This is a genomic window from Dictyobacter sp. Z7_2 (assembly GCF_057551105.1).
The window spans coordinates 4,241,953-4,262,122 of the sequence record NZ_BAAJPE010000002.1; the positions used below are offsets into that span (position 1 = coordinate 4,241,953).

General features: G+C 51.4%; 18 protein-coding genes. 8 read left to right on the forward strand and 10 right to left on the reverse strand.

The genetic code is table 11. The features are described from left to right. Positions 1-25 precede the first annotated feature (25 nt). The 7 genes from AC27N8_RS31195 to AC27N8_RS31225 form a co-directional block, all read right to left on the reverse strand. Positions 26-1,948, reverse strand: coding sequence for a glycoside hydrolase family 127 protein (locus AC27N8_RS31195; protein ID WP_487072857.1), 1,923 nt, complete (start codon positions 1,946-1,948; stop codon positions 26-28). A 23-nt stretch (positions 1,949-1,971) separates the two neighbouring features. Next, positions 1,972-2,802: a carbohydrate ABC transporter permease gene (locus AC27N8_RS31200; RefSeq protein WP_487072859.1), complete on the reverse strand. Its 831-nt coding sequence runs from the start codon at positions 2,800-2,802 to the stop codon at positions 1,972-1,974. 28 nt (positions 2,803-2,830) lie between these two features. Next, positions 2,831-3,793, reverse strand: a complete 963-nt coding sequence (locus tag AC27N8_RS31205) for a carbohydrate ABC transporter permease (RefSeq protein ID WP_487072861.1) — start codon at positions 3,791-3,793, stop codon at positions 2,831-2,833. A 127-nt stretch (positions 3,794-3,920) separates the two neighbouring features. After that, a complete protein-coding gene (locus tag AC27N8_RS31210; protein WP_487072863.1) occupies positions 3,921-5,243 on the reverse strand; it encodes a sugar ABC transporter substrate-binding protein in 1,323 nt (440 codons plus the stop codon). A gap of 282 nt (positions 5,244-5,525) precedes the next feature. Then, on the reverse strand, positions 5,526-6,623 hold the full coding sequence (locus AC27N8_RS31215) for a LacI family DNA-binding transcriptional regulator (RefSeq protein WP_487072865.1): 1,098 nt from the start codon (positions 6,621-6,623) through the stop codon (positions 5,526-5,528). Between the two features lie 195 nt (positions 6,624-6,818). After that, the gene (locus AC27N8_RS31220) at positions 6,819-7,292 is read right to left on the reverse strand and encodes a DinB family protein (RefSeq protein ID WP_487072867.1); all 474 of its coding nucleotides are present in this window, start codon (positions 7,290-7,292) and stop codon (positions 6,819-6,821) included. A gap of 203 nt (positions 7,293-7,495) precedes the next feature. Beyond that, positions 7,496-7,843 carry a DUF4342 domain-containing protein gene (locus AC27N8_RS31225; RefSeq protein ID WP_487072869.1) on the reverse strand — a complete coding sequence of 116 codons (348 nt, stop codon included), beginning with the start codon at positions 7,841-7,843 and terminating at the stop codon, positions 7,496-7,498. A gap of 400 nt (positions 7,844-8,243) precedes the next feature. Between AC27N8_RS31225 and AC27N8_RS31230 the strand changes: the two genes are divergently transcribed. The 6 genes from AC27N8_RS31230 (at position 8,244) to AC27N8_RS31255 (ending at position 13,908) form a co-directional block, all read left to right on the forward strand. Next, positions 8,244-8,882: a TetR/AcrR family transcriptional regulator gene (locus AC27N8_RS31230; protein ID WP_487072871.1), complete on the forward strand. Its 639-nt coding sequence runs from the start codon at positions 8,244-8,246 to the stop codon at positions 8,880-8,882. Positions 8,883-9,066: 184 nt separating this feature from the next. Then, positions 9,067-10,632, forward strand: a complete 1,566-nt coding sequence (locus tag AC27N8_RS31235; RefSeq protein ID WP_487074780.1) for a multicopper oxidase family protein — start codon at positions 9,067-9,069, stop codon at positions 10,630-10,632. Beyond that, the gene (locus tag AC27N8_RS31240) at positions 10,632-11,153 is read left to right on the forward strand and encodes a hypothetical protein (protein WP_487072873.1); all 522 of its coding nucleotides are present in this window, start codon (positions 10,632-10,634) and stop codon (positions 11,151-11,153) included. The genes AC27N8_RS31235 and AC27N8_RS31240 overlap by 1 nt, the downstream gene beginning before the upstream one ends. 63 nt (positions 11,154-11,216) lie before the next feature. After that, a complete protein-coding gene (locus tag AC27N8_RS31245) occupies positions 11,217-12,446 on the forward strand; it encodes an FAD-dependent oxidoreductase (RefSeq protein WP_487072875.1) in 1,230 nt (409 codons plus the stop codon). Between the two features lie 186 nt (positions 12,447-12,632). Beyond that, positions 12,633-13,046: an EVE domain-containing protein gene (locus AC27N8_RS31250; protein WP_487072877.1), complete on the forward strand. Its 414-nt coding sequence runs from the start codon at positions 12,633-12,635 to the stop codon at positions 13,044-13,046. Between the two features lie 25 nt (positions 13,047-13,071). Continuing rightward, positions 13,072-13,908, forward strand: a complete 837-nt coding sequence (locus tag AC27N8_RS31255) for an aminotransferase class IV (protein ID WP_487072879.1) — start codon at positions 13,072-13,074, stop codon at positions 13,906-13,908. Between the two features lie 75 nt (positions 13,909-13,983). On the opposite strand, the gene AC27N8_RS31260 is transcribed toward AC27N8_RS31255, so the two are convergent. Together AC27N8_RS31260 and AC27N8_RS31265 are read right to left on the reverse strand one after the other, a co-directional pair. Continuing rightward, positions 13,984-14,610, reverse strand: coding sequence for a helix-hairpin-helix domain-containing protein (locus AC27N8_RS31260; RefSeq protein ID WP_487072881.1), 627 nt, complete (start codon positions 14,608-14,610; stop codon positions 13,984-13,986). 175 nt (positions 14,611-14,785) lie between these two features. Next, positions 14,786-15,112: a hypothetical protein gene (locus AC27N8_RS31265; RefSeq protein WP_487072883.1), complete on the reverse strand. Its 327-nt coding sequence runs from the start codon at positions 15,110-15,112 to the stop codon at positions 14,786-14,788. 66 nt (positions 15,113-15,178) lie between these two features. Between AC27N8_RS31265 and AC27N8_RS31270 the strand changes: the two genes are divergently transcribed. Then, positions 15,179-15,919, forward strand: coding sequence for a spheroidene monooxygenase (locus AC27N8_RS31270; protein ID WP_487072885.1), 741 nt, complete (start codon positions 15,179-15,181; stop codon positions 15,917-15,919). 48 nt (positions 15,920-15,967) lie between these two features. On the opposite strand, the gene AC27N8_RS31275 is transcribed toward AC27N8_RS31270, so the two are convergent. Beyond that, the gene (locus AC27N8_RS31275; RefSeq protein ID WP_487072887.1) at positions 15,968-17,035 is read right to left on the reverse strand and encodes a hypothetical protein; all 1,068 of its coding nucleotides are present in this window, start codon (positions 17,033-17,035) and stop codon (positions 15,968-15,970) included. Positions 17,036-17,495: 460 nt separating this feature from the next. Here AC27N8_RS31275 and fxsT point away from each other — a divergent pair, with 460 nt between their 5' ends. Continuing rightward, positions 17,496-20,126 (forward strand): FxSxx-COOH system tetratricopeptide repeat protein, encoded by a 2,631-nt coding sequence (gene fxsT / locus AC27N8_RS31280; protein ID WP_487072889.1) that lies wholly within the window; start codon positions 17,496-17,498, stop codon positions 20,124-20,126. The last annotated feature ends 44 nt before the right edge of the window (positions 20,127-20,170 follow it).

Sequence of the window (20,170 nt, forward strand, 5' to 3'; positions counted from 1 at the left end):
ACCTGTTGTTCTTATAGTCTTTAGGTTAGTCTTCGTTGCCAGTTCTTAGCCAGACACGCATTTCGCCGGGTTCGCGCTGATCCCACGCGTAGTAGGGGATCGCGGTGAGCGTGCAGGGTTGTGAGATGGGTGGCTCTGCGCGATACAGTTGATTGCTCCAATCGGAGGTTGTAAGCGCAGACGCTGTTGTCGTCAGCACAGAGACTCCTCCCAGGAGATCGGGCACAAAGCGCTTCTCAAATATGGCGTCGGTGGGGAGCGCGATCTGGTGTAATGGGATTGGATTATCTACGCTTTCCAGGCAATAGATCAATGGACCCGAGCGTAATGCGACGGTGCCGACGTTTTCCCGTATCGATGGATGAGGATAAATGCGCTCCACAGGCATTGCCAGATGCAGTGTCAGACTCTCGCCAGACTGCCAGATCCGCGACACACGTGCGTATCCCTTTCGCAACTCGCAGGGGATATCCTCGCCGGCCAGTGTCAGACGAGCGTCGCGGCACCAGCCTGGGATACGTAGATGCAGTCCGAACTCAACTGGTTCAGAGCATTCAATCTCCAGACGCACCGTGCCATCCCAGGGATAATTAGTGTGCTGGTGCAGTGTGATGTGATGCTCTCCTATGGTGAGCGTACTGGTGCTCTGGGCGTAGAGATGCACGAGGATATCTGTATCGGTGGTGCTATAGAGATAATTTCCCAGCGACAGGAGCAGGCGTGCCAGATTGGGAGGGCAACAGGCGCACTTATACCAGTCTTGTCGATGATGTGTCCCATCGCTCTCCAGAGGATTCTCATAGAAAAAGCAGGTGCCATCGAGCGAAACTCCGCTCAGCACCCCGTTGTAGAGAGCCTGTTCCAGCACATCGGCATAGCGATGATCTGCATCCAGTTGCAGCAGGCGCTGACTCCACATCACCAGACCGATCGCCGCACACGTTTCAGCATAGGCGGAGGAATTGGGGAGGTCATAATCGGCGGTAAATCCCTCGTTGCCGTCGGAGGAGCCCAGGCCGCCTGTGATGTAAAGGCGTTTGGCACAGAGATGATTCCAGATCTGCTCGCAGGTTGCGTAGAGGCTTTCATCCTCCAGTATGCGTGCCAGATCAGCGACGGCGCTAAACAAGTACATGGCGCGTACAGCGTGCCCGACAATCTCGTGTTGCTCGCGTACCGGCACATGTGATTGATTATACTCATACGTCCTGGCCCAGAAATCGCTGGCCGCTTCTCCACGCCACTGAGCTTCGACATCAAAATAATTGGGTTGTTGACCACGTTCTTCAACAAAATACTGGCATAAACGCAGATAGCGCTGTTCTCCCGTTGCGCGATAGAGCTTGATTAATGCCAGCTCAATCTCCTCATGTCCACAATAGCCACGCCTTTTCCCCTCCTCTGGACCAAAGGTGGCGTCGATATAATCGACATAGCGACAGGTCGCGTCCAGCAAACTGCGCTGGCCTGTGGCTTGAAAGTGCGCGATGGCTGCCTCGATCAGGTGACCTGCGCAGTAGAGTTCGTGATAGTCACGCAGATTGGTCCAGCGCTTTTCCGGCTCAACCTGCGTGAACCAGAGATTCAGATAGCCGTCGGGCTGTTGTAGTGTCAGAAGGAAGGCTATAGCCTCGTCGACCAGAGCTTCAAGCTGAGCATCTGGCTGCGTTGCCAGACTATAGCTGGCGGCCTCTATCCATTTAGTGATATCAGTCTCCCAGAACACATATGGGATAGGATGTCCGGCCTGCCAATCTTTGCGGAAAGCCGTAAAGTGTCCGGCCTGGTGTATGCGCTGATAAATAGTCGGGAGCGTCTGCTCGCGCAGCGTCTGCAAACGAGGAGCCCAGAAGGTGTCCTCGAAGTGCGTTGCGGTGTGTGCGACGGCGGATGAGCGCAGTGCCGTGTGCGTATTCGCTTGCGCTTTGGACGATGATAATAAGGTCATGCGAGATCCTTTCCGAGAAATGTTTACCCTTTCACTGCACCAGCCGTCAGGCCGGCCGTGATATAGCGCTGGAAGAGCACGAGCAGAATCGCGGCTGGGATTGAGGCCAGGGTTGCTACAGCCATTGCGCTATTCCATTGGTCGCTGAACTGGCCCAGATAGGTGAAAATGCTCAGAGAGATTGGCTCAATGGTATTATTTGTCGAAAGAGTCAGGGCATAGATAAAATCTCCCCAGGCAAAGAGAAAAGCGAACAGTCCAGCCGTGATCACTCCCGGCACGACCAGCGGCAAAATGATGCGAATAAAGGCTCCCCATTCGCCCGTACCATCCACAAACGCCGCCTGCGCCAGCTCTTCGGGTACAGAGAGAAAGAAGGAGCGTAAGATCAAAACTGCAAAGGGAACGGCATAGGTGCTATCGGCCAAGATCAGTCCCAGATAGCTGTTAAGCAAGCCAAACTGATTAAAAATCAGAAACATCGGTGTGGTCAACGTGACCGTTGGGATCATCTGGGTGAGCAGGAGTACAAAGACAATGACCAGCGTGATCCGCAGACGAAAATGTGCCAGTGCATAGGAGGCGGGCGTTGCGATCAGGATCGAGAGCAAGGCAGTACCCACGGCGACCAGCAGGCTGGTCGCCAGATGTGGTAGCTGTGTTTGCCAGACACTGATATATGCAGCCAGGGTCACCTGCGTGGGCACGATTGCCACCGGGATACTGAAGATCTCCTGCGTGGTCTCGAAGGAATTGATCAGCATCCAGTAGAGCGGAAACAGCATGATGATAGTCAATACCAGGCCAATGAAGGTTGATCCCCACGGCACGAGCAATTTGCGAGACAGGCGCATAAAACGTTCTCCTTTCACGAAATGAGTATCAGATCCACTTCGTGGTGCGTCGAGACAATCCAAGGTAGATCAGGGATAGTACCAGCGAGATCAGGAGGATCATATTGGCCTGTGCTGCGCCCTGTCCGAACATCTGCTGACCAAAGGAGAGCGAGTACGACCAGGTAGCAAAGGTCTGAGTATCATTGGCAGGTCCTCCCTGCGTGATCACATAGATGAGATCGAAGACCTTGAGCGTATAAATCAGTCCCAGCATGAGCACAATTCCAATCACCGGCTCCAGCAGAGGCAAAATGATATAGTGAAAGCGTTGCCAGCTATTCGCCCCATCGATCGAGGCGGCCTCATAATATTCCGTGGCAATGCCCTGCAGGCCGCTATAGAGGATCACCATATTAAAGGGAATGCCCAGCCAGATGTTGGCGATGATGAGAGAGGCCAGCGCCCAGCCAGGGGTGGTGAGCCAGCCAAAGTGTGCGGGAGCCAGATGCAGGCCGGCCAGTAGCTGATCGATCAAACCATTCGTCTCATTGAAGAGCCATTTCCAGATCGTGCCGGAGACAATCAGAGGTAGCAACCACGGTAACAGGAACAGGGCTCGTAAGAAACGTCCCAGAGGGAAATGGCGCGAGAAAAAGAGTGCCAGCGCCAGACCAATCAGGAATTGCGGCACAATCGACAGTACTGTAAATAGCAGCGTATGTAGAGCCGCACTCTGAAAGACAGGATCGCTAATCACCGCTACATAGTTAGCCAATCCAATAAAAGAGGCATTTCCTGTGATCTCTGCTTGCAGATCGTATTGTTCCAGACTAATCTGGAGGCTATACAAGAGTGGATAGCCATAAAAGATCACGACGTAGAGGAGCAGGGGAAGCAGGAACGTCAGGCGTATCAACTGCCGACGCCAGCGGCGGCGTGGTCGGACAGTAGTTCCCGGTGCTCTTGCCAGTGTCAGATCACTGGTGAACGTGTGTGTTTTGACAGACAATGTTCTGCTACCTTTCTCGCTGACGGGGATGGATTGGAACGCCTTATGGATTGCTATCGGTCAGGATTGCTTTCCGAACCTCTCTGCGTCGTCCATAAGACGCTCCAGCAGCAAGCTCTCCTTTGAGCTATTGAAGGATGCCATCGATCTGTTTTTGTGCCTGTGTCAGCGCGGCCTGTGGCGTTTGACTGCCGGTGAGAGCCGTCTGCTCGGCTGTCCAGATCGCCTGCGACACCTTGGGATATTTCTCTCCCAGTTGCGCGGTGCGAGCACGAGCTGTATCAAGCTCGCTGGCAAAGACCTGTAGATCGGGCTGGCTTTTTAGCAATGGAGTCGCTACGCTTTTGATAGCCGGAATATAGCCAAATTCCCGATCGATCTCCTGTAACTGTGCTGGCTGTTGCAACCAGTTGACGAGATCCCAGGAAGCCTGTACTGCTGCGCTATCTTTGCTCAGCGGAATTGTCCATTCCTCGCCTCCCAATGGACTGACTGGCGCGACGCCTGTCTGAGGAACGGGTAAGGAGACCACCCCGAAATCAGTGCCGTACTTCATGTGATACTGCTGCTCCAGCACGGGCAGTTCCCAGGGACCATTCTCCATGATCGCCGCATTGCCCTCGCCGAACTGCGTCGCGACATCGGGCTGTCCCCAGTTGAGTGCTCCCTTGGATGCCGAGTGACTCTGCACCAGGCTGGTCAAGACCTGTAACGCTGCCACTCCTTGTGTCGAGTCGACGTGCGAGAGATCGCCCTGGTTGGCCCATAGGTAGGGTTCAAATTGGAATGTGGCCTGCTCATCAGCGGGAGCCGAAAAGGCAAACCCATAGGTATTCCCCTTTGTGAGCGTTTTGGCATCCGCGAGCAACTGACTCCACGTGGTAGGAGGTGTGAGATTAGCGGCTTTGAACATCTTCATGTTATAAAACAGAGCCAGATCGTTGCTGCCCACCGGAAATGAATAGGTCTTACCCTTATACGTCATGGTTGAAGCGGGACCGGCATAGAAGTCCGAGGTATTATATTTGCCCTGCATAAAAGAGTCGAGTTGCGTGAGGGCACCTGTGGCTGCGAAGGCGGCGACGTCGGGATTATCCAGCACCAGGATGTTTGGTAGGCTGTTGGATGCGGCTTCCTGATCGGCTTTAGGTAAGAGACTGGCGAAGGGGACAGCTGTACGCTGGATCGTAATGTTGGGATGCAGCTTGTGGTAGGCTGTAAACAATTTCTGGAGTACGGCACTTTGCGAGGCGATGCTCCAATAATCCATCTCGGTAATTGTGATTTTACTGTTGCTGCTATTTGATCCCGATGATGAGCCGCCACACGCGGCGACAAAGCTGAGACTTATCAGTATGATACATCCAAATGAAAAGATCTTGAAAATATGCTGGAAAGGACGATGATTTCTTTCCTGCGCCGCAGGAAAATGATGAGGTTGTTGCTGCATTGCTGGACCTCTTTCTGTTCTTTCTCAAAGAATGCTTTAATGCTGGCGTCACTATAATGAGGATTGATCAGGATGTGAAAAACTCCATAGAGATACTTGTACAGTGCTCCGGACGATAGGACATCAGCACTGTATTAATTAAAATGAATCATTTTTCCAACCTCGATGATTGTAAAATGCTACCTGCTATGAAATGTTATTTCTTCCTCCTTTCTGTATGAGCTTCAGGCATCCAGGCAAAATCGGGGAAAAATTTCCACTGATGGCAACTTGATGATTGCTTTATCTATCGGCTACGCTGTTGGCATGGATGACGCTGCTCGATGCTCGGATAATCAGATCGCACGGCAGGCGCGTGATCCCCGAGATGACTTTCCCTGCGAGCAGGTCCAATAAGGATTGCCCTACATACCGACCGATAGCCTGGAGATTCATATCAACCGTTGTCAGAGCGGGCCGTGTTGCGCTCGCGATTGGCTCCCAATTATCAAAGCCCACAATTGCCACATCGTCTGGAATGCGCAAGCCCAACTCATGGAGAGCCTCAACGGCGCCGCGAGCTAATTGATCGCTACCGCAAAAAAGCGCATCGATTGATGAATCCTGCTTAAAAAGATACTGAGTCGCAGTATATCCCCAGCTCTCGTGCCAGGGACCTGATAGCACGCGTTGCTCCGAAAAGGGGATAGCGTGTTCCGCCAGGACCTGACGCATCGCGCCTTCGCGTAAACGGACCGCATCAAAATAGCTGGGACCCGTGATGTGTGCGAATTGGCGTCGACCAGTACTGACAAGATGCTCAACGGCCAGACGTGCACCTTGAGCGTCATCCGGGAGAACGCAGAGCGCTCCTGGATCCGTCACCTGGGTATGGGCATAGATGACCGGTAGAGACATCTGTCCCAGATCAATTGGTGCTCGTGGATCTTCGCGACGAGCAGAAACCACAATACCATCCACCTGACGCTCACGCAGCATCTGAATATGCGCCTGTTCCTGAGCCTGATCTCGTGTGGTACAGAGAACCGCAGAGATAGAACGTCCCTCAAAAGCCTCCTCGATCCCCGCCAGCAGTGGAAGGCTGAAGCGCCCGTAGATATCCGAAGTCAGCACACCGATCATTGCACGTCGATCCGTAAGTACATCCTGCTCCAGATTGCGAAAGCGAAACCCTAAACGACGCGCCTCATCGCGCACGCGTTCGCGTGTCTCCTGCTTCAGCTTGCCGCGCCCATTGATCGCTTTGGATGCTGTGCCTAATGTGACTCCCGCTGCTTCCGCCACATCCTGTAGCGTTGCCCCTTTTGCTGCTAAGCCTGTCGTAGAAGAGGTTTGTTCCTCTTCAGTAACGTTCGCACTCTGATCTTGCTCTTTATACATAGACATAATCCCAGGAAAGTATTTCCTTAAAATAAAGAAAGTGACGCTGAAAGTAGTATAACATGGCTGTCTGGAGAAAATCAAGGTTTGATTCCTCTTCTCCAAGAGCCACATTTCTGCGACTTTCTTGGAGAAAAGCAAAAGAAAGGAAAACTTTCCTTAATAGTATAGAAATGAGGAAAGAAAAGATTCTGCTTATCGCGGTAATGCTTGCTTGATAGTTTCAATTTGCCGTAGATGATTTTCGCCATGCTCAGTATACTGCTGCAAGATATCGTAGATGGTCATCTTGCCGCGCTCCGCATGGATGCTGGTGAGTTCCCAATCCTCATCGGGAATAAGCTTGAGGAGTGCCGCCGTGGATGTGCGCAGATCAGCAAATAGACGTAGCGCCAATGCTGCATCTTGCTGACGATAGAAAAGTGCCTTACTCCAGGCATCCTCATCGTAGACAGCCAGCACAGAATCCCGCTCGGCCAGAGATTTGCGAACGCGCCAGAAGCCAACCGCCTCGCTATCGGCCAGATGGATAACAACACTGTGGATATCCCACTCTTTCTCTGCGGGAATGTAATGGAGCTGGGCCTCTGATAATCCTTCGATGGCGTGCGCAATGCGCGTAGGGATTGAACTATACGTTTCGAGCTCTTCAAGTGTAGCAACTGACATAGCAATAAGTATCCTTTCGGTTTTGCACAAAGATCAATTGTCTACATCTATTATATGCCAAAAAAAGTAGCGTCGTACCCTTGGGTACGATGTCCCACTCGACGTACGATCAGGCACGCCAGCGTTGCTCGCCGAGAGCCAGCGGCCTCGTACGAGAAACTGGGACATCGTACCCAAGGGTACGACGCTACTTTGGTGTTACATTAGAGTGTTTCGCCGCCGTCCAATTTGACCTCTTCCACGCTATGTGCAGCGGGTGTGGGTGTTGGGATGAAAGGCTCATCGGTGCGCACTACTTCAATGGAGCAGTTGCCGAGCAAGGCTCCCAGGACGCCGACTGCGGCCCAGACTGGTGCGATTGCGAAACTGACTACACCGACAGCCAGAGGAAGCTCAATGATGGACTTGCCATCTTGTTTGATGATAATACGGCGTACATTGCCTTCGTGTGCGAGCTCTTTGACTTTTGTCAGCAGCTGCTCGCCGACAACCTGTAACTCTTCGACGCCATAACTGAATTTCTGCTCAACATTTGGATCTGTCTGTGTCATCGTGTATATTCTCCTTATAATGTGTCAACCGGCACAACTTTTTATGGTTTTTTTCGAGGCGCTACGTTGATGTTAAACAAAGTATCTGTTCACTGCAACTGTGCCTGCTCCATTGTTTTAAGCTGGATATCTTTTATAGTCGTTTGTGATTGCCCGTATGATTTTTTTCAACGACACTATGTATACGTAAATACCTGTTCCTGGGTTGAATAAAAGAGCATCAATTTGACTGTTTTTATAGCAATTTAATTTCTGTAGAGCTTATAGTGGGCCACTCGGAGCCAGAGCGCCAGCGAGCAATCAAGCTCCTGCCGGAAATGCAAGAGCGAGTTTCTGGGAGACTATAGACTTTAACCATTTGGTTGACATGCCATATACCAGATGTTACAATGAAAAGCAGATGAACTCACCACATCCTACAAATCGCCGCTTTGCGGTGCAGAAGGCTTCGACTGACGAACAAAGAGCGCGGCTGGTGCAGTCTGCCTACCAACTCATTACGGAGAAGGGAATGGCTGGACTCCGCATCCGTGACGTGGCTTCTCGGATTGGACTCAATCATGCCACATTGCTCTATTACTTTCCCACCAAAGAAGCACTCATCCAGGCCGTGGTTGCCTTTTGTATTCGTCAGCTTCAGGTATTACAGGCTCCTCGTTCCTCTCCTCCCTTAACAGCGGGCGAACACTTACGCCAGCGCTATCTCGATGATCTGGCCTACCAGCTGCACGAAGCTCCCGAACTGTTTCTCGTGCTTGATGAATTGCTGCTCCACTCACGGCGCGATGCCGCTATTCATAGCATCCTCTCAGAAGCCGTCACGAACTGGCAGCATTCCATGGAAAGCCTCATTCAGGAAGAGATAACTGCTGGACGTTTTCGTCAAGATCTCGATGCCAGGAGTGCAGCGCTTACGCTGATGGCGTTTTGTCAGGGAATCGGTCTCTTATTACACACCCAACCGGCAGATATCGATGGTATCCTGGCACAATTTGCGCACTGGTTTAGCACTTTGTCTTCCAACCAGACAGAGAAATAGTCCGTCCTGGCCTTTTCCCCAGCTGACAAGAATATAGCGTTCTTCTCTGCGCCTTTATACAATGCTAACCACCTGGTTGACAATAGCGGAGGGAAAAGGTATACTCTGAATGTCAACCAGGTGGTTAGCATTGTATAAAATGGAAACATGTCACTGCTATGTTTTCGAGAAAGAGAGAACCGTGATGAAGATGACCCGACGACAGGCTCTCAAATGGGGGATAGCGGGTACGGCTGGTCTGGCTGTTCCCTTGGGGGTTTTACAATTTCCTCTCACACATATTCGTGCTATCGAATCAGCGAGCAGCCCGCTCATACAAGCCTTTCGTGTTCCGCTTCCTATTCCTCCCGTCCTTGCGCCTGTTCGCAGTGATGCAGACGCTGACTACTATGAGATCACACAGAAACCGGGGATTGCTCATATTCTTCCTGGTCTTTCTACATCCATCTGGGGCTACAATGGTATCTTCCCTGGACCAACTATCGAGGCAAGAAGTGGACGCAAAGCTATTGTGCGTCAGATAAACGAGTTGCCAGTTCCAGTCTCGACGCATCTGCATGGAGGCGTTACCCCGCCGGAAAGCGATGGGCATCCAATGGATTTCCTTTTGCCTGAAGATCCTTCACCATTTCAGGCGAACCTCACCAATGGGGAGATGCGTCAATTTATGTCGTCATCTGGTCTGGGGCGTTCGCTCCATATGCGGATGCAGCAAACAAAAGAGTATATCTATCCTAATGCTCAGCGTGCGAGCATCCATTGGTATCACGATCATCGCATGGACTTTACCGGACCACAGGTCTATCGAGGACTGGCTGGATTTTATCTGATCCGGGATGAGATTGATGATGCGCTTCCCTTACCCAAAGGTGACCACGACATTCCTCTTATGATCACTGATCGTACCTTCAATGCCGATGGCTCATTCTTTTATCCATCGCTTGATCCTACTTTGACGACGACTCCCGGCGTCCTGGGTAAATACACAAATGGTATGGTAGGCGACACCATCCTCGTAAATGGTGCAGCCCAGCCGTTTTTGGAAGTATCTACCACGAAATATCGTTTTCGTCTGCTCAATGCCTCAAATGCGCGTATCTACCAGCTAGAACTCAGCTCTGGTCAACCTCTTGTCCAGATAGGCAGTGATGGCGGATTACTCCCAACACCCGCCACTCACCAGACGCTTCGCATCGCCCCTGCCGAGCGTTTTGATATCGTTGTCGATTTCGCGAAGTCACCGGTTGGCTCACACATTCTCCTCAAAAACGTGCTTGGTACGGGACGGACGGCGGAGATTCTGCGCTTCGATGTGGTACATCAGGCCAAAGATGAGAGCATCGTCCCCCAGAAACTCGCGCCTTTTGAAGCGCTCGATCCAGCCAAAGCCTCCGCCACACGTACCTTCAAATTCTGGAGCGGCCTGGGGATGTGGTTGATTAATGGCAAGTACTTCGATCCGAACAGAGTTGACGCCACACCTCGCCTTGGAACGAGCGAGATCTGGGAGTTTACCAGCGATAGTAACCACCCCATCCATATGCATCTGGTCGATTTTCAGGTCTTGAGCCGTGATGGGCGAGCTCCTGATGCAGAAGATAGGGGATACAAGGATACGATCTTTCTCAGGGCTGGAGAAAAAGCCCGCGTGATCACGCGCTTTGAGGGCTACCGGGGACTGTACCTTTTCCATTGTCACAATGCTGAACACGAAGATATGCGTATGATGAGTCAATTCGAGGTAATCTGATGAACTATACCACGAGACCGCAGCACCAGAGTGCTGCGTTTCCGCCCATGCGACCAGATGTGAGACAGAGCAACAGTCATGCTCTTCTGACCGCCTCGCAGAAGCGTCTGATAAGCTATGCAGGAGCAATCTGCTGTTTTTTCTCCGAGCTAATCCATTTGTGGCTTCTGCCTAAACAATACGAGATCTATTTTGTCTATGGCCTCATCTTCTTGCTCATCGCGATGGTGCAAGGAGTCATCGCGGCGAACCTCCTTTTTGGATCACGCCGTCGCCTCTTGACCTTCGGCCTATGGATCAACGCGCTTATTGTCGTGCTCTACGCTTTTACACACACCATTGGAGTTCTCGTTGGATTAGCCTTTCTTCCTTTACAGATCGATATCTGGGGGAGCATCGCCACGCTGGCCGAGATTCTTGTGGTGATCGCCATGGTATTGCTTCGCCGCGATATGCCCTGCCCCAGGCGAAGTAGAGAGCGAAAAGCAACAAAAGATATTAAAGCGGGAAAATATAAATAAAAAGTAAAATTACTGTTTTATAGATAAAAATAGGGTTATGAAGAAGCTGTGAAGGAAAAAGCAATGAAAGTTTTGATTATCGGCGCAGGTATGGGTGGACTCTGCCTGGCCCACGGATTGCGCAACGTAGGCATCGATGTTGAGGTGTTCGAGCGCAACGCCGAGAGTGTCGATGGATTGCCTGGTTTTGGGATTCATCTGAACCGGCATGGCTACGGGGCATTGCATGACTGCTTGCCAGAGGAGAACTGGCAGATGTTCGACACGATGGCGGGGTATGCAGGAAATCTTGCCCGGTTCTATGACGAGAGGCTCCATGTTCTGGCTGTCCAGGGCGATGACCAGAGCGCAGACGGTTCCTACGGGGCGGCTGGTGGACGCCGCTCGATAGACAGGCTTGAACTGCGCGAGATCTTGATCCATGGGGCGGAGGATCTGGTCCACTGGGACAAGAAATTTGTCAGGTACGAGCAGACGAACGACAATCGTGTGCGAGCACATTTTGAGGACGGGAGTTCCATCATCGGCGATCTGCTGATTGGAGCAGATGGCAGCAATTCGCGTGTGCGTAGTCAGTACTTGCCTGAGTTTCGCCGCATCGACCTGGATGTATTGAACATTGCCGGACGATATCCACTCACCCCGGAGCGTGCAGCCAGGCTGCCTGCGGAGCTCATTGACGGCTCACCGAACAGCATCGTTTCTCCTGGTTCGGATTGGATGTTCGTTGCGGCCTGGCGCGAACCCGAAAGCTTCGACGATTACGTGGTCTGGGCATATGCTGCATCGCGTGCCAGTTATCCCTCAGATATCGTGCAGTGGGATGGAGAGAGGCTACGCGATCTGGTGCGCTCTCGGATCAAAGGATGGGCTTCACCATTGCACACTCTGGTGGACGATGCAGATATCAACACGATTGCCCCGATAGAGATGCAGAGTATGCCAGCGCTGCCATTATGGTCATCGAGTAATGTAACGCTTCTTGGAGACGCTGTACACAATATGACCCCAATGGCAGGTATCGGAGCAAACACCGCCTTGCGCGATGTGGGCGTATTACGCCGCGCATTACTTGAGGTGACTGCAGGCCGAGAGCAGCTCGTCGATGCAATTGCCAGATACGAGGAGGAAATGCGTGTCTACGCGAACCGGGCCATCAGCGTGTCTACGCGTAACGCGAAGGCTGCCGGGTCAGATGCCTGGCTGTCACGGCTGGCTTTCCGCACGCTGCTACGCGTTGCCGAAGTGGTGCCGGCAGTCAAGCGTCGCGTCCTCGTCAACACCAGTTTGTGAACACGTCATCGCTTGCACATCAGAACTATCTTTGATAGCTTGATTACTCGACGGTGTTCCAGGGAACGTTATGGTATCTTGCTCGCCTGTACGTCGACACTGTTATTTGCTATCATGAGAGGAGAAAGTTTTATTGTGACAGCTTTATCTCAAGAGATGAGGCTGGCACAATGGTGAGGGGATACGATGGCCTATTTTTTAGCGAAAACTGATCCTGAGAGCTATTCGATTGAGCGCTTTGCGCAGGAGGGGGAGACGACCTGGGATGGTGTGCGGAACGCTCAGGCGCTTGCTGTGATCCGGCGTATGCAGCCGGGAGATACTGTCTTGATCTATCATAGTATGGGGGCGGCGGCTCTTGTTGGTGTGGCGCGGGCGATTTCGGAAGCGCGTCCAGATCCTCACGATGCGAAGAGCTGGGTTGTGGATCTGAAGTTTGTGCGTCATTTTGCAGAGCCAGTCACGCTACGCGTCATCAAAGAGACGCATCTGTTTGATACCTGGAGTCTGGTACGTCAGAGCCGCCTGTCGACGATGGATGTACCAGACTCTTTTATAGATTGGTTGCGTGAACACTATCCGATGAATGACGTCGATTAGTGCGGCGTACGAGGAGCATGTATATATGGATACGACTGCCTGGTGGTATATCAACGGCGACTGGGTACATCCGCAGGAGGCGACAATTTCGATCAACGATGTTGCTTTATTGAGAGGCTATAGCGTTTTCGAGTCGTTGCGGACCTATCATCGTCGTCCCTTCCATCTGGATGAGCATTTGAAGCGCCTGTATCGTTCGGCGCAGCTGATCGAGCTGGATGTTTCCTTTACGTATGAGGAACTGTCCCAGGTTGTGCGGGACTGCATTCAACGCAATACGTACGAGCATGCCACGATTCGTATGCTTGTCACGGGAGGGATCAGCGAGGACGGTATCTCTCCGGCGGCCCAGAACGGTCTGGCGGTCCTGATTACACCGCTCGCCGAGCGCGATATGGATCGTTTTGAGCGTGGCGTTGCAGTAATCACAACTACCCTGACGCGCATGACGCCGGAGGCCAAATCGTCGAACTACGTCGCAGCCATCCGAGCGTTAAAGGACGCCGCTCGGCGTGATGCCAGCGACGCTCTCTTCACCAATGAGCATGGACATGTTCTGGAAGGAACCAAGAGTAACTTCTTTGTCTTCCGTGGCGATACTCTGGTGACTCCCAGGGCTGACGTGCTGATGGGCGTCACGCGTAACGTCGTTCTTGAGCTCGCTCGCGGACGCTTTGCCATTGAAGAGCGTCCCATCTTACGCGACGAATTGCCAGACGTTGACGAAGCGTTCATCACGTCATCATCGAAAGAGATCACGCCGGTCGTCAAGATCGACGAGCGCATCATTGGGAACGGCACGCCCGGATCTCGTACCAGGGAGCTTGAGCAGCGCTTTATCGATCTCGTGGAGCGCCATTGATCATAGAAGTGGTCCTGTGAAGCTGGAAACCTCACAGGACCACAAGACTCATGTGCGACTATTGACGCGATGATTTTATGCAACTCCGCCGAGAGGCGTGAGATGGTTTGTACGCTTATTACGGTTGAGGATCTGCTCAGCTGCGGTTTTTAGACGAGCTTCGCTACGCACTCCAAAGCCTGGCAGGCTGCGAATATTGTGCTGATAGGCTGCCTGCCACAGCTTCTCTGCGTTGTCGATACCGAGCTCCTGCTGGAGTCGGATCGCCGTATAGGGGCCAATATGCTCGATCGTCATGAGGGTACGCACGCCCTCCGGGAGTGTCTCCATGCAGAAGCCATTATTGATCGTCATCGATCCGCTCTCGATCAGCTCGGCGATGCGCTTGCGTAAACGCTGGCCTAATCCTGGGATCGGCAGTGCCTCGCGCCGCGCCAGGATGTCGGTGGCGGCCTCTGATAGATCCAGGACGCCGCGAGCGGCGTTGCGATAGGCCTGGACACGATAGGGATTACCATTCTGACGCTCGATCATATCGGCGATACCGGCCAGCACCTCAGCTATCTGACGATTTGAGATGGTAGGCTGCTCTACTGCTTCAACTTCCATACCTGGCAGAGTCGGTTGAGCAACCTTTTTGCTATACCGCATCGGCAGCGACGGTAAAATCTGGACAGTTTGTGTGATTTGCATGATACTCATGATTATTGCTCTCCCCCTTTACATGTAGAGAACACTCTACCAGGGAATTCTTTTTCAGTCGCCCAAAAGTGGAAATATACGAGGAACATGTTCAGATTTTACAGGTAACAGGTAAGAAGTTGTATCGAAATCTTGTTCTAATTGTACCACACCCGGAGGAGCGTGTCAAATAGCATTAAGCGGCCTCCAGAGCTATCTGACACCCCAAAAAAATTGCCAACTGGCCCGAATATAGCAGAGTCAGCGTCATATATAATATCTGTAGCTCCGCAATCCGCTTTAAAGAAGAAAATATCCCTTTGTAAAGAGCAAGCAACCAAACGTAGCGGCGCGGCTCCGCCGTGCTGTCACTTGACGCACGAAAATGTTCCTCGTGCATCTGGAAGCAACGTAGACGACCCGATCCATTGTGGGAAGATGTCTCGATGGAACCCCATAAGGAGCGTGGATCGTACGAGTCACAGACAGCACGGCAGAGCCGCGCCGCTACGTCGGTGAGCATTTGCCTCATGAGCGAAAGTGTAATATCCTTTGATCGGATGTTTGAGCGATAGAAATGAAGGAAGGTATGTACATCAAAGAATCTGATCCTGTTGTAGCATTCACGCTGACGCGTTATCCACAGCGGCAGAGCCTGCGAGCTCTCTCGCATCTCGGGCTGGATCGCTGGCCGTTGATGCGTACGCCTGGATTGCGCTTCTGGCGTCTGCTTGGAGTGGGTCAAGGACGCGTGTTTAATCCGCATGCGGACCTCCAGCGCTATGGACTGTTCACCGTCTGGAATTCTCTGGCCGACCTGAAACGCTTTGAAGCGCGCTCGTCAGTGATGAAGCGTATCAACGAGCGAGCGGATGAATCCTGGACCATCCACATGCTGCCGGTGCGCTGGCATGGCAAGTGGGGAGGTCGTGATCCTCTACGCGATTTCAGGACCGCGCCCGCGCCGCAGCCAGGCCCCTGGATGATCTTGACGCGGGCGACGATCCGGCCGAGCAAAATTCGCACCTTTCAGAAAGCGGTCCCGGCGGTCGCGGAGCAGCTTTTGCTCCACGATGAACTGATCAACTCTGTCGGCGTTGGAGAACTCCCTCTTATCTATCAAGCCACCTTCAGCCTCTGGCGGACCCTGCCTGCCATCACCAGATTTGCCTATGACACCAGTGCCGATAATCCGCACGTCGACGTTGTGAGGCGCACACGCCAGGAGAACTGGTATCGCGAGGAACTTTTTGCCCGCTTTCGTCCCATCGCGTCGCGTGGTACCTGGGATGGTATTGATCCACTCGCCACTTTGCTCGATCCCTGGTAGTCAGACAAGAACGTTCTTTGACCGATGAGATCCTATTTTGTATTGACGTTACAACACGCCGACACGAGGAGAGTTGATCAGATCAAGCATATACTCCTCATTGTCACTTTTTTCTGCGCATTTGTCGCAAAATGTAGCGTCGGTAAGGCCATCATAGACATCCTCCATGAATACTTTTGTGGCAGGTTTTCCGCAGACGCTACAGGCAAACGCTGGTGCTCTATTTTGGGCCAGGAGTTGTATTGTGTGCTTCTTCTTTGCCACGATACCTTCTCGTTCGGCGATGACCTTTAGATTGATGTAGGTAGACGTCCCGAAATCATAGGTATACGCGAACTTCTGACCAACTTTGAGGACGTGATCTAAAGACACAATCATGCTTGTATCCTGGATCTCTTCCAGGAGCGCTTCAAGTGTCAATCTTTTTAGGTTAGCCAAATTCGGCGTTAGATATCCTGCTTTGCTTGCCAGAAGAGTAATATCTTGCGGTAGAAGCTTGCTCATACTTGCTTCCTCTTCCTGTTTTGCGCTCACCAACTCATCCCTGAGAAAAGTCTCTAACTCATCGAAAGTACGTACTTTTCGGATTTCCTCGAGCCATGCATCTGAAATGGAGACATGACTGTTTGGCTGTGACTTGTTGACTATTTGAGACCGTAATGTATATAACTTCACGGCATTTTCTACGATTTCTTTGACTTCTTGCTTTTCGTCCTCTTCGCTCTTGTGATCGTCGACCTTTTTGTCGTCGTTGGAGACTATGAAATTATAATAATCCATTACTTCAGTGTCATAGTTTGTATTGTTAATCTTGAAACTGCTCAGATGATCCAAGTCATCTATCCACATTTCCTTAATAATGGAATCTATCTCCCATAAAGATGCATTCGCAGGTATCTCAAAGTGGAACCAGTATTCTGGACTGTAGCGGCCTTCCGCCAGAATATGAAACAGACGTGTCTCTGACTGCCTGGATTTTTTCTTTTGCTTCTCAATTGTTGCCTGTCGCTGTTTACAGGATTTGAGATGTTGAGTCATCTTTGCTTTAGCAAATTCAAGTTGGCAAAAGGCACATGTGCCCTGTGATGTCGGTTTTGATGCAGTCCTGGTTGCCATTTTCTACCCTCCTGGCTATATTACCATCAGAATAATGGATTGATTTCTGGTTGCATTGTACTTTTTTGTGTATCTTTGTATATTATCCTACTTTTCTGTCTGATGCTCAACTTAGCTTGTCTCCACAAGCCTTTTCTGATCGTCACGCGAGCGGATAGCTCCCTTGCCACAGGATACGATCGTGAGCGTCTTTGGCTAGCTCGCCTGCGATATCGTCGAGCTTCATGAACGCCTCCCAGGCTTCTTCCTGGCACTGCTGAGCTACCTGCTGAGCTATCGTGCGTTCCAGGAGCGGATCGCGTTTTCCTTTATGATTGAGTTACTATATAAAGATGATTAAGTATGTCTCTCCTTCCCTCCTATAATTTTCTTTTGGCAAATTTTATTCGTTTTATATAACACATACTACTTTATACTACTCTACTCCCTTCAAGGAATGATTTTACCAGGAGGCTCTGACATGACGAAAGGATCTCCGCCGATTGAGGCTTTTTGTTCGTACGCGCATGAGGATGAAGTTTGGGCCTTGAAGCTCATCAGCCATCTGAGCATACTTGAAAGCGCGGGATTGCTGCATATCTGGCATGATCGTTTACTCCAGGGCGGTACGGATTGGAAGCAAGAGACCGATGACCATTTAAACAACTCCAGGCTCATTCTTTTGTTCATTAGCCCTGACTTCATGGCTTCTGAATATTGCATCCTTCAAATGAGGCGTGCGCTGGATTTGCATCGTGCCAACCAGTCACGTGTGATCCCCATCCTGGTAAGACCGGTAGGAAATTTACAGATGGCTCCATTTGCAGACCTACAAACCCTTCCTGCTCATCGCTTCCTCGTCGAATGGAGTGAACGTGAAGAAGATACTCCTTTTGCCGAAATCGCCACAAGTATTCAAGCTATCCTGAGTGATCTATCCTCGCAATCGTCTAGCCTGCCTGGGATAAACCGACGAACTATCTGGAATGTTCCTTTTCCACGTAAAACGTTCTTCACAGGGCGTGAAAAACTGCTGATGCAGTTGCACACGCGACTTCTTACTGCGCAGACCGTCATCAGCCAGCCTCAGACGCTCAGCGGCCTGGGCGGGATCGGTAAAACGCAGCTTGCTGTTGAGTATGCCTATCGTTATCGTCGTGAATATCGTGTGATCCTCTGGGCGTATGCCGAGACGACGGAGACGCTCACTACATCCTATACTGAGATCGCCCGTTTGCTTCAACTTCCGCAAAGAGATGCGCAGAAGCAGGAGATTATTGTGCAGGAAGTCAAGGACTGGTTGAGTAGTCAGTCGGACTGGCTGTTGATCCTGGATAATGTTGATGTGCCAGAAATTTTGATCGAGTTTCTTCCACCACAGATGAATGGGCATTTGATTGTTACTACACGCTCGGCTGATCTGAGTTATCTTGGTCTGGGCTTTGAGCATGCGCTTACGGTGCAGCCGTTTACCAAAAGACAGGCTCTCTCATTTCTCTTGTTTCGTGCAGGACTGAAGAACGTTTCTACCCAGGATCGTTTTTATGCTCGCTTGCTCACGAACGAGCTGGCTGGATTGCCTCTAGCTCTGAATCAGGTAGGAGCATATCTCAAGGCTACGGGCAGCAATCTTGTATCCTATTGGAAGATGTATCAAGTGCAGAGAGCGACCCTGCTCAATACTCGCTACGATCTGGCTTATCCACGCTCGGTGGCGGCAACCTTGCTGCTCTCTTTCGAGCGTGTGGAACTGCGCAATCCTGTGGCGGCCGACCTACTGCGCATATGTGCCTTTCTGGCCTCGGATGCTATCCCCGAAGAGCTGCTTATCAAAGATGCCAGGGAACTCAGTCACGAACCTGGTCCTGAAACCGCAGATACGATCCAATTGGAGCTTGATCAAGCATTCAAGGTACTGCATGACTATTCGCTGCTTACCCGCGATCCGCAGACGCAGACGCTTATCGTGCATCGCCTTGTCCAGGCTGTCGTGTATGATAGCATGGCTCCTAAAATACGACAACAATGGATGCAGCGTGCTGTGTCGGCTGTCATGACCGCTTTTCCCGTGACCGATTTTGAAGATTGGTCTACCTGTGAACGTCTGGTGCCGCATATGATCACTTGTGCCTCCTGGATCGAGCAAGTGCCTTTTGCTACCTTTGGTGCCGCGAACCTGCTCAATAAAGTTGGCTACTATTTAAGCCATCGTGGCAGATACAAAGAGGCCGAGCCTTTGTTTCATGCTGCTCTAGAGCAGCCCGGTGCTCGTCCCCTTGAGATAGCCAAGAGCCTGAATAATCTGGCTGAACTTAATCGCCTGCAAGGGAGTTTTGTGGAGGCGGAACCATTATATCAGCAGGCTCTGGCGATCCGCGAACAGCATCTGGGACCTGATCATTATGCTATTGCCAGGAACTTGAACAATCTGGCGATCCTTTACTGGCTCCAGCAAAAGCACGATCAAGCCGAGCAATTGTTTCGACAAGCGCTCACTATCTATGAAAAAACTCTGGGACAAGATCATCCTGACACAGCCAAGAGCTTGAATGGGCTTGCAAACCTGTATCAATCCCAGAGGAAATATGCTCAGGCCGAGCCACTTTATCTGCGAGCTTTGCGTATCTGGGGACAGCATTTGAGGCCTGATCATCCCTACACTGCGGCTTGCCTGAACAACCTGGCAGAAAACTACAGGCAACAGGGGGAGTATGAACAGGCGGAACAGTTGCTTCTGAGAGCTCTGGCGATCCATAAGCAGCAGTTAGGAGTTGATCATCCTGATACCGCCAGAAATATAAACAATCTGGCCCAACTCTACCTGCACCAGGGAAAATACGAGCCAGCCGAGCGCCTGTTTCATCAAGCGCTCACGCTTTATAAGCGTTTCCTGATTGCAACTCATCTCGATACCGCGGAAGCTCTCCATGGATTAGCCCGGCTTTATCATAAGCAGAGAGAGTATCTTCAAGCCGAGCCATTGTATCTGCGTGCGCTCAATATTTATGAGCCGCAATTAGGCATTGATCATACTATCACCCAAAGCGTGCTGGCGGATTATGATGCCCTTTTGCATGAATTGCGACAGGTGAACAATGATGGCCTTTCTTAAGCGACAACTCTGTCGTTTTTTTGTGATAGCCAGTAGACAGCCGG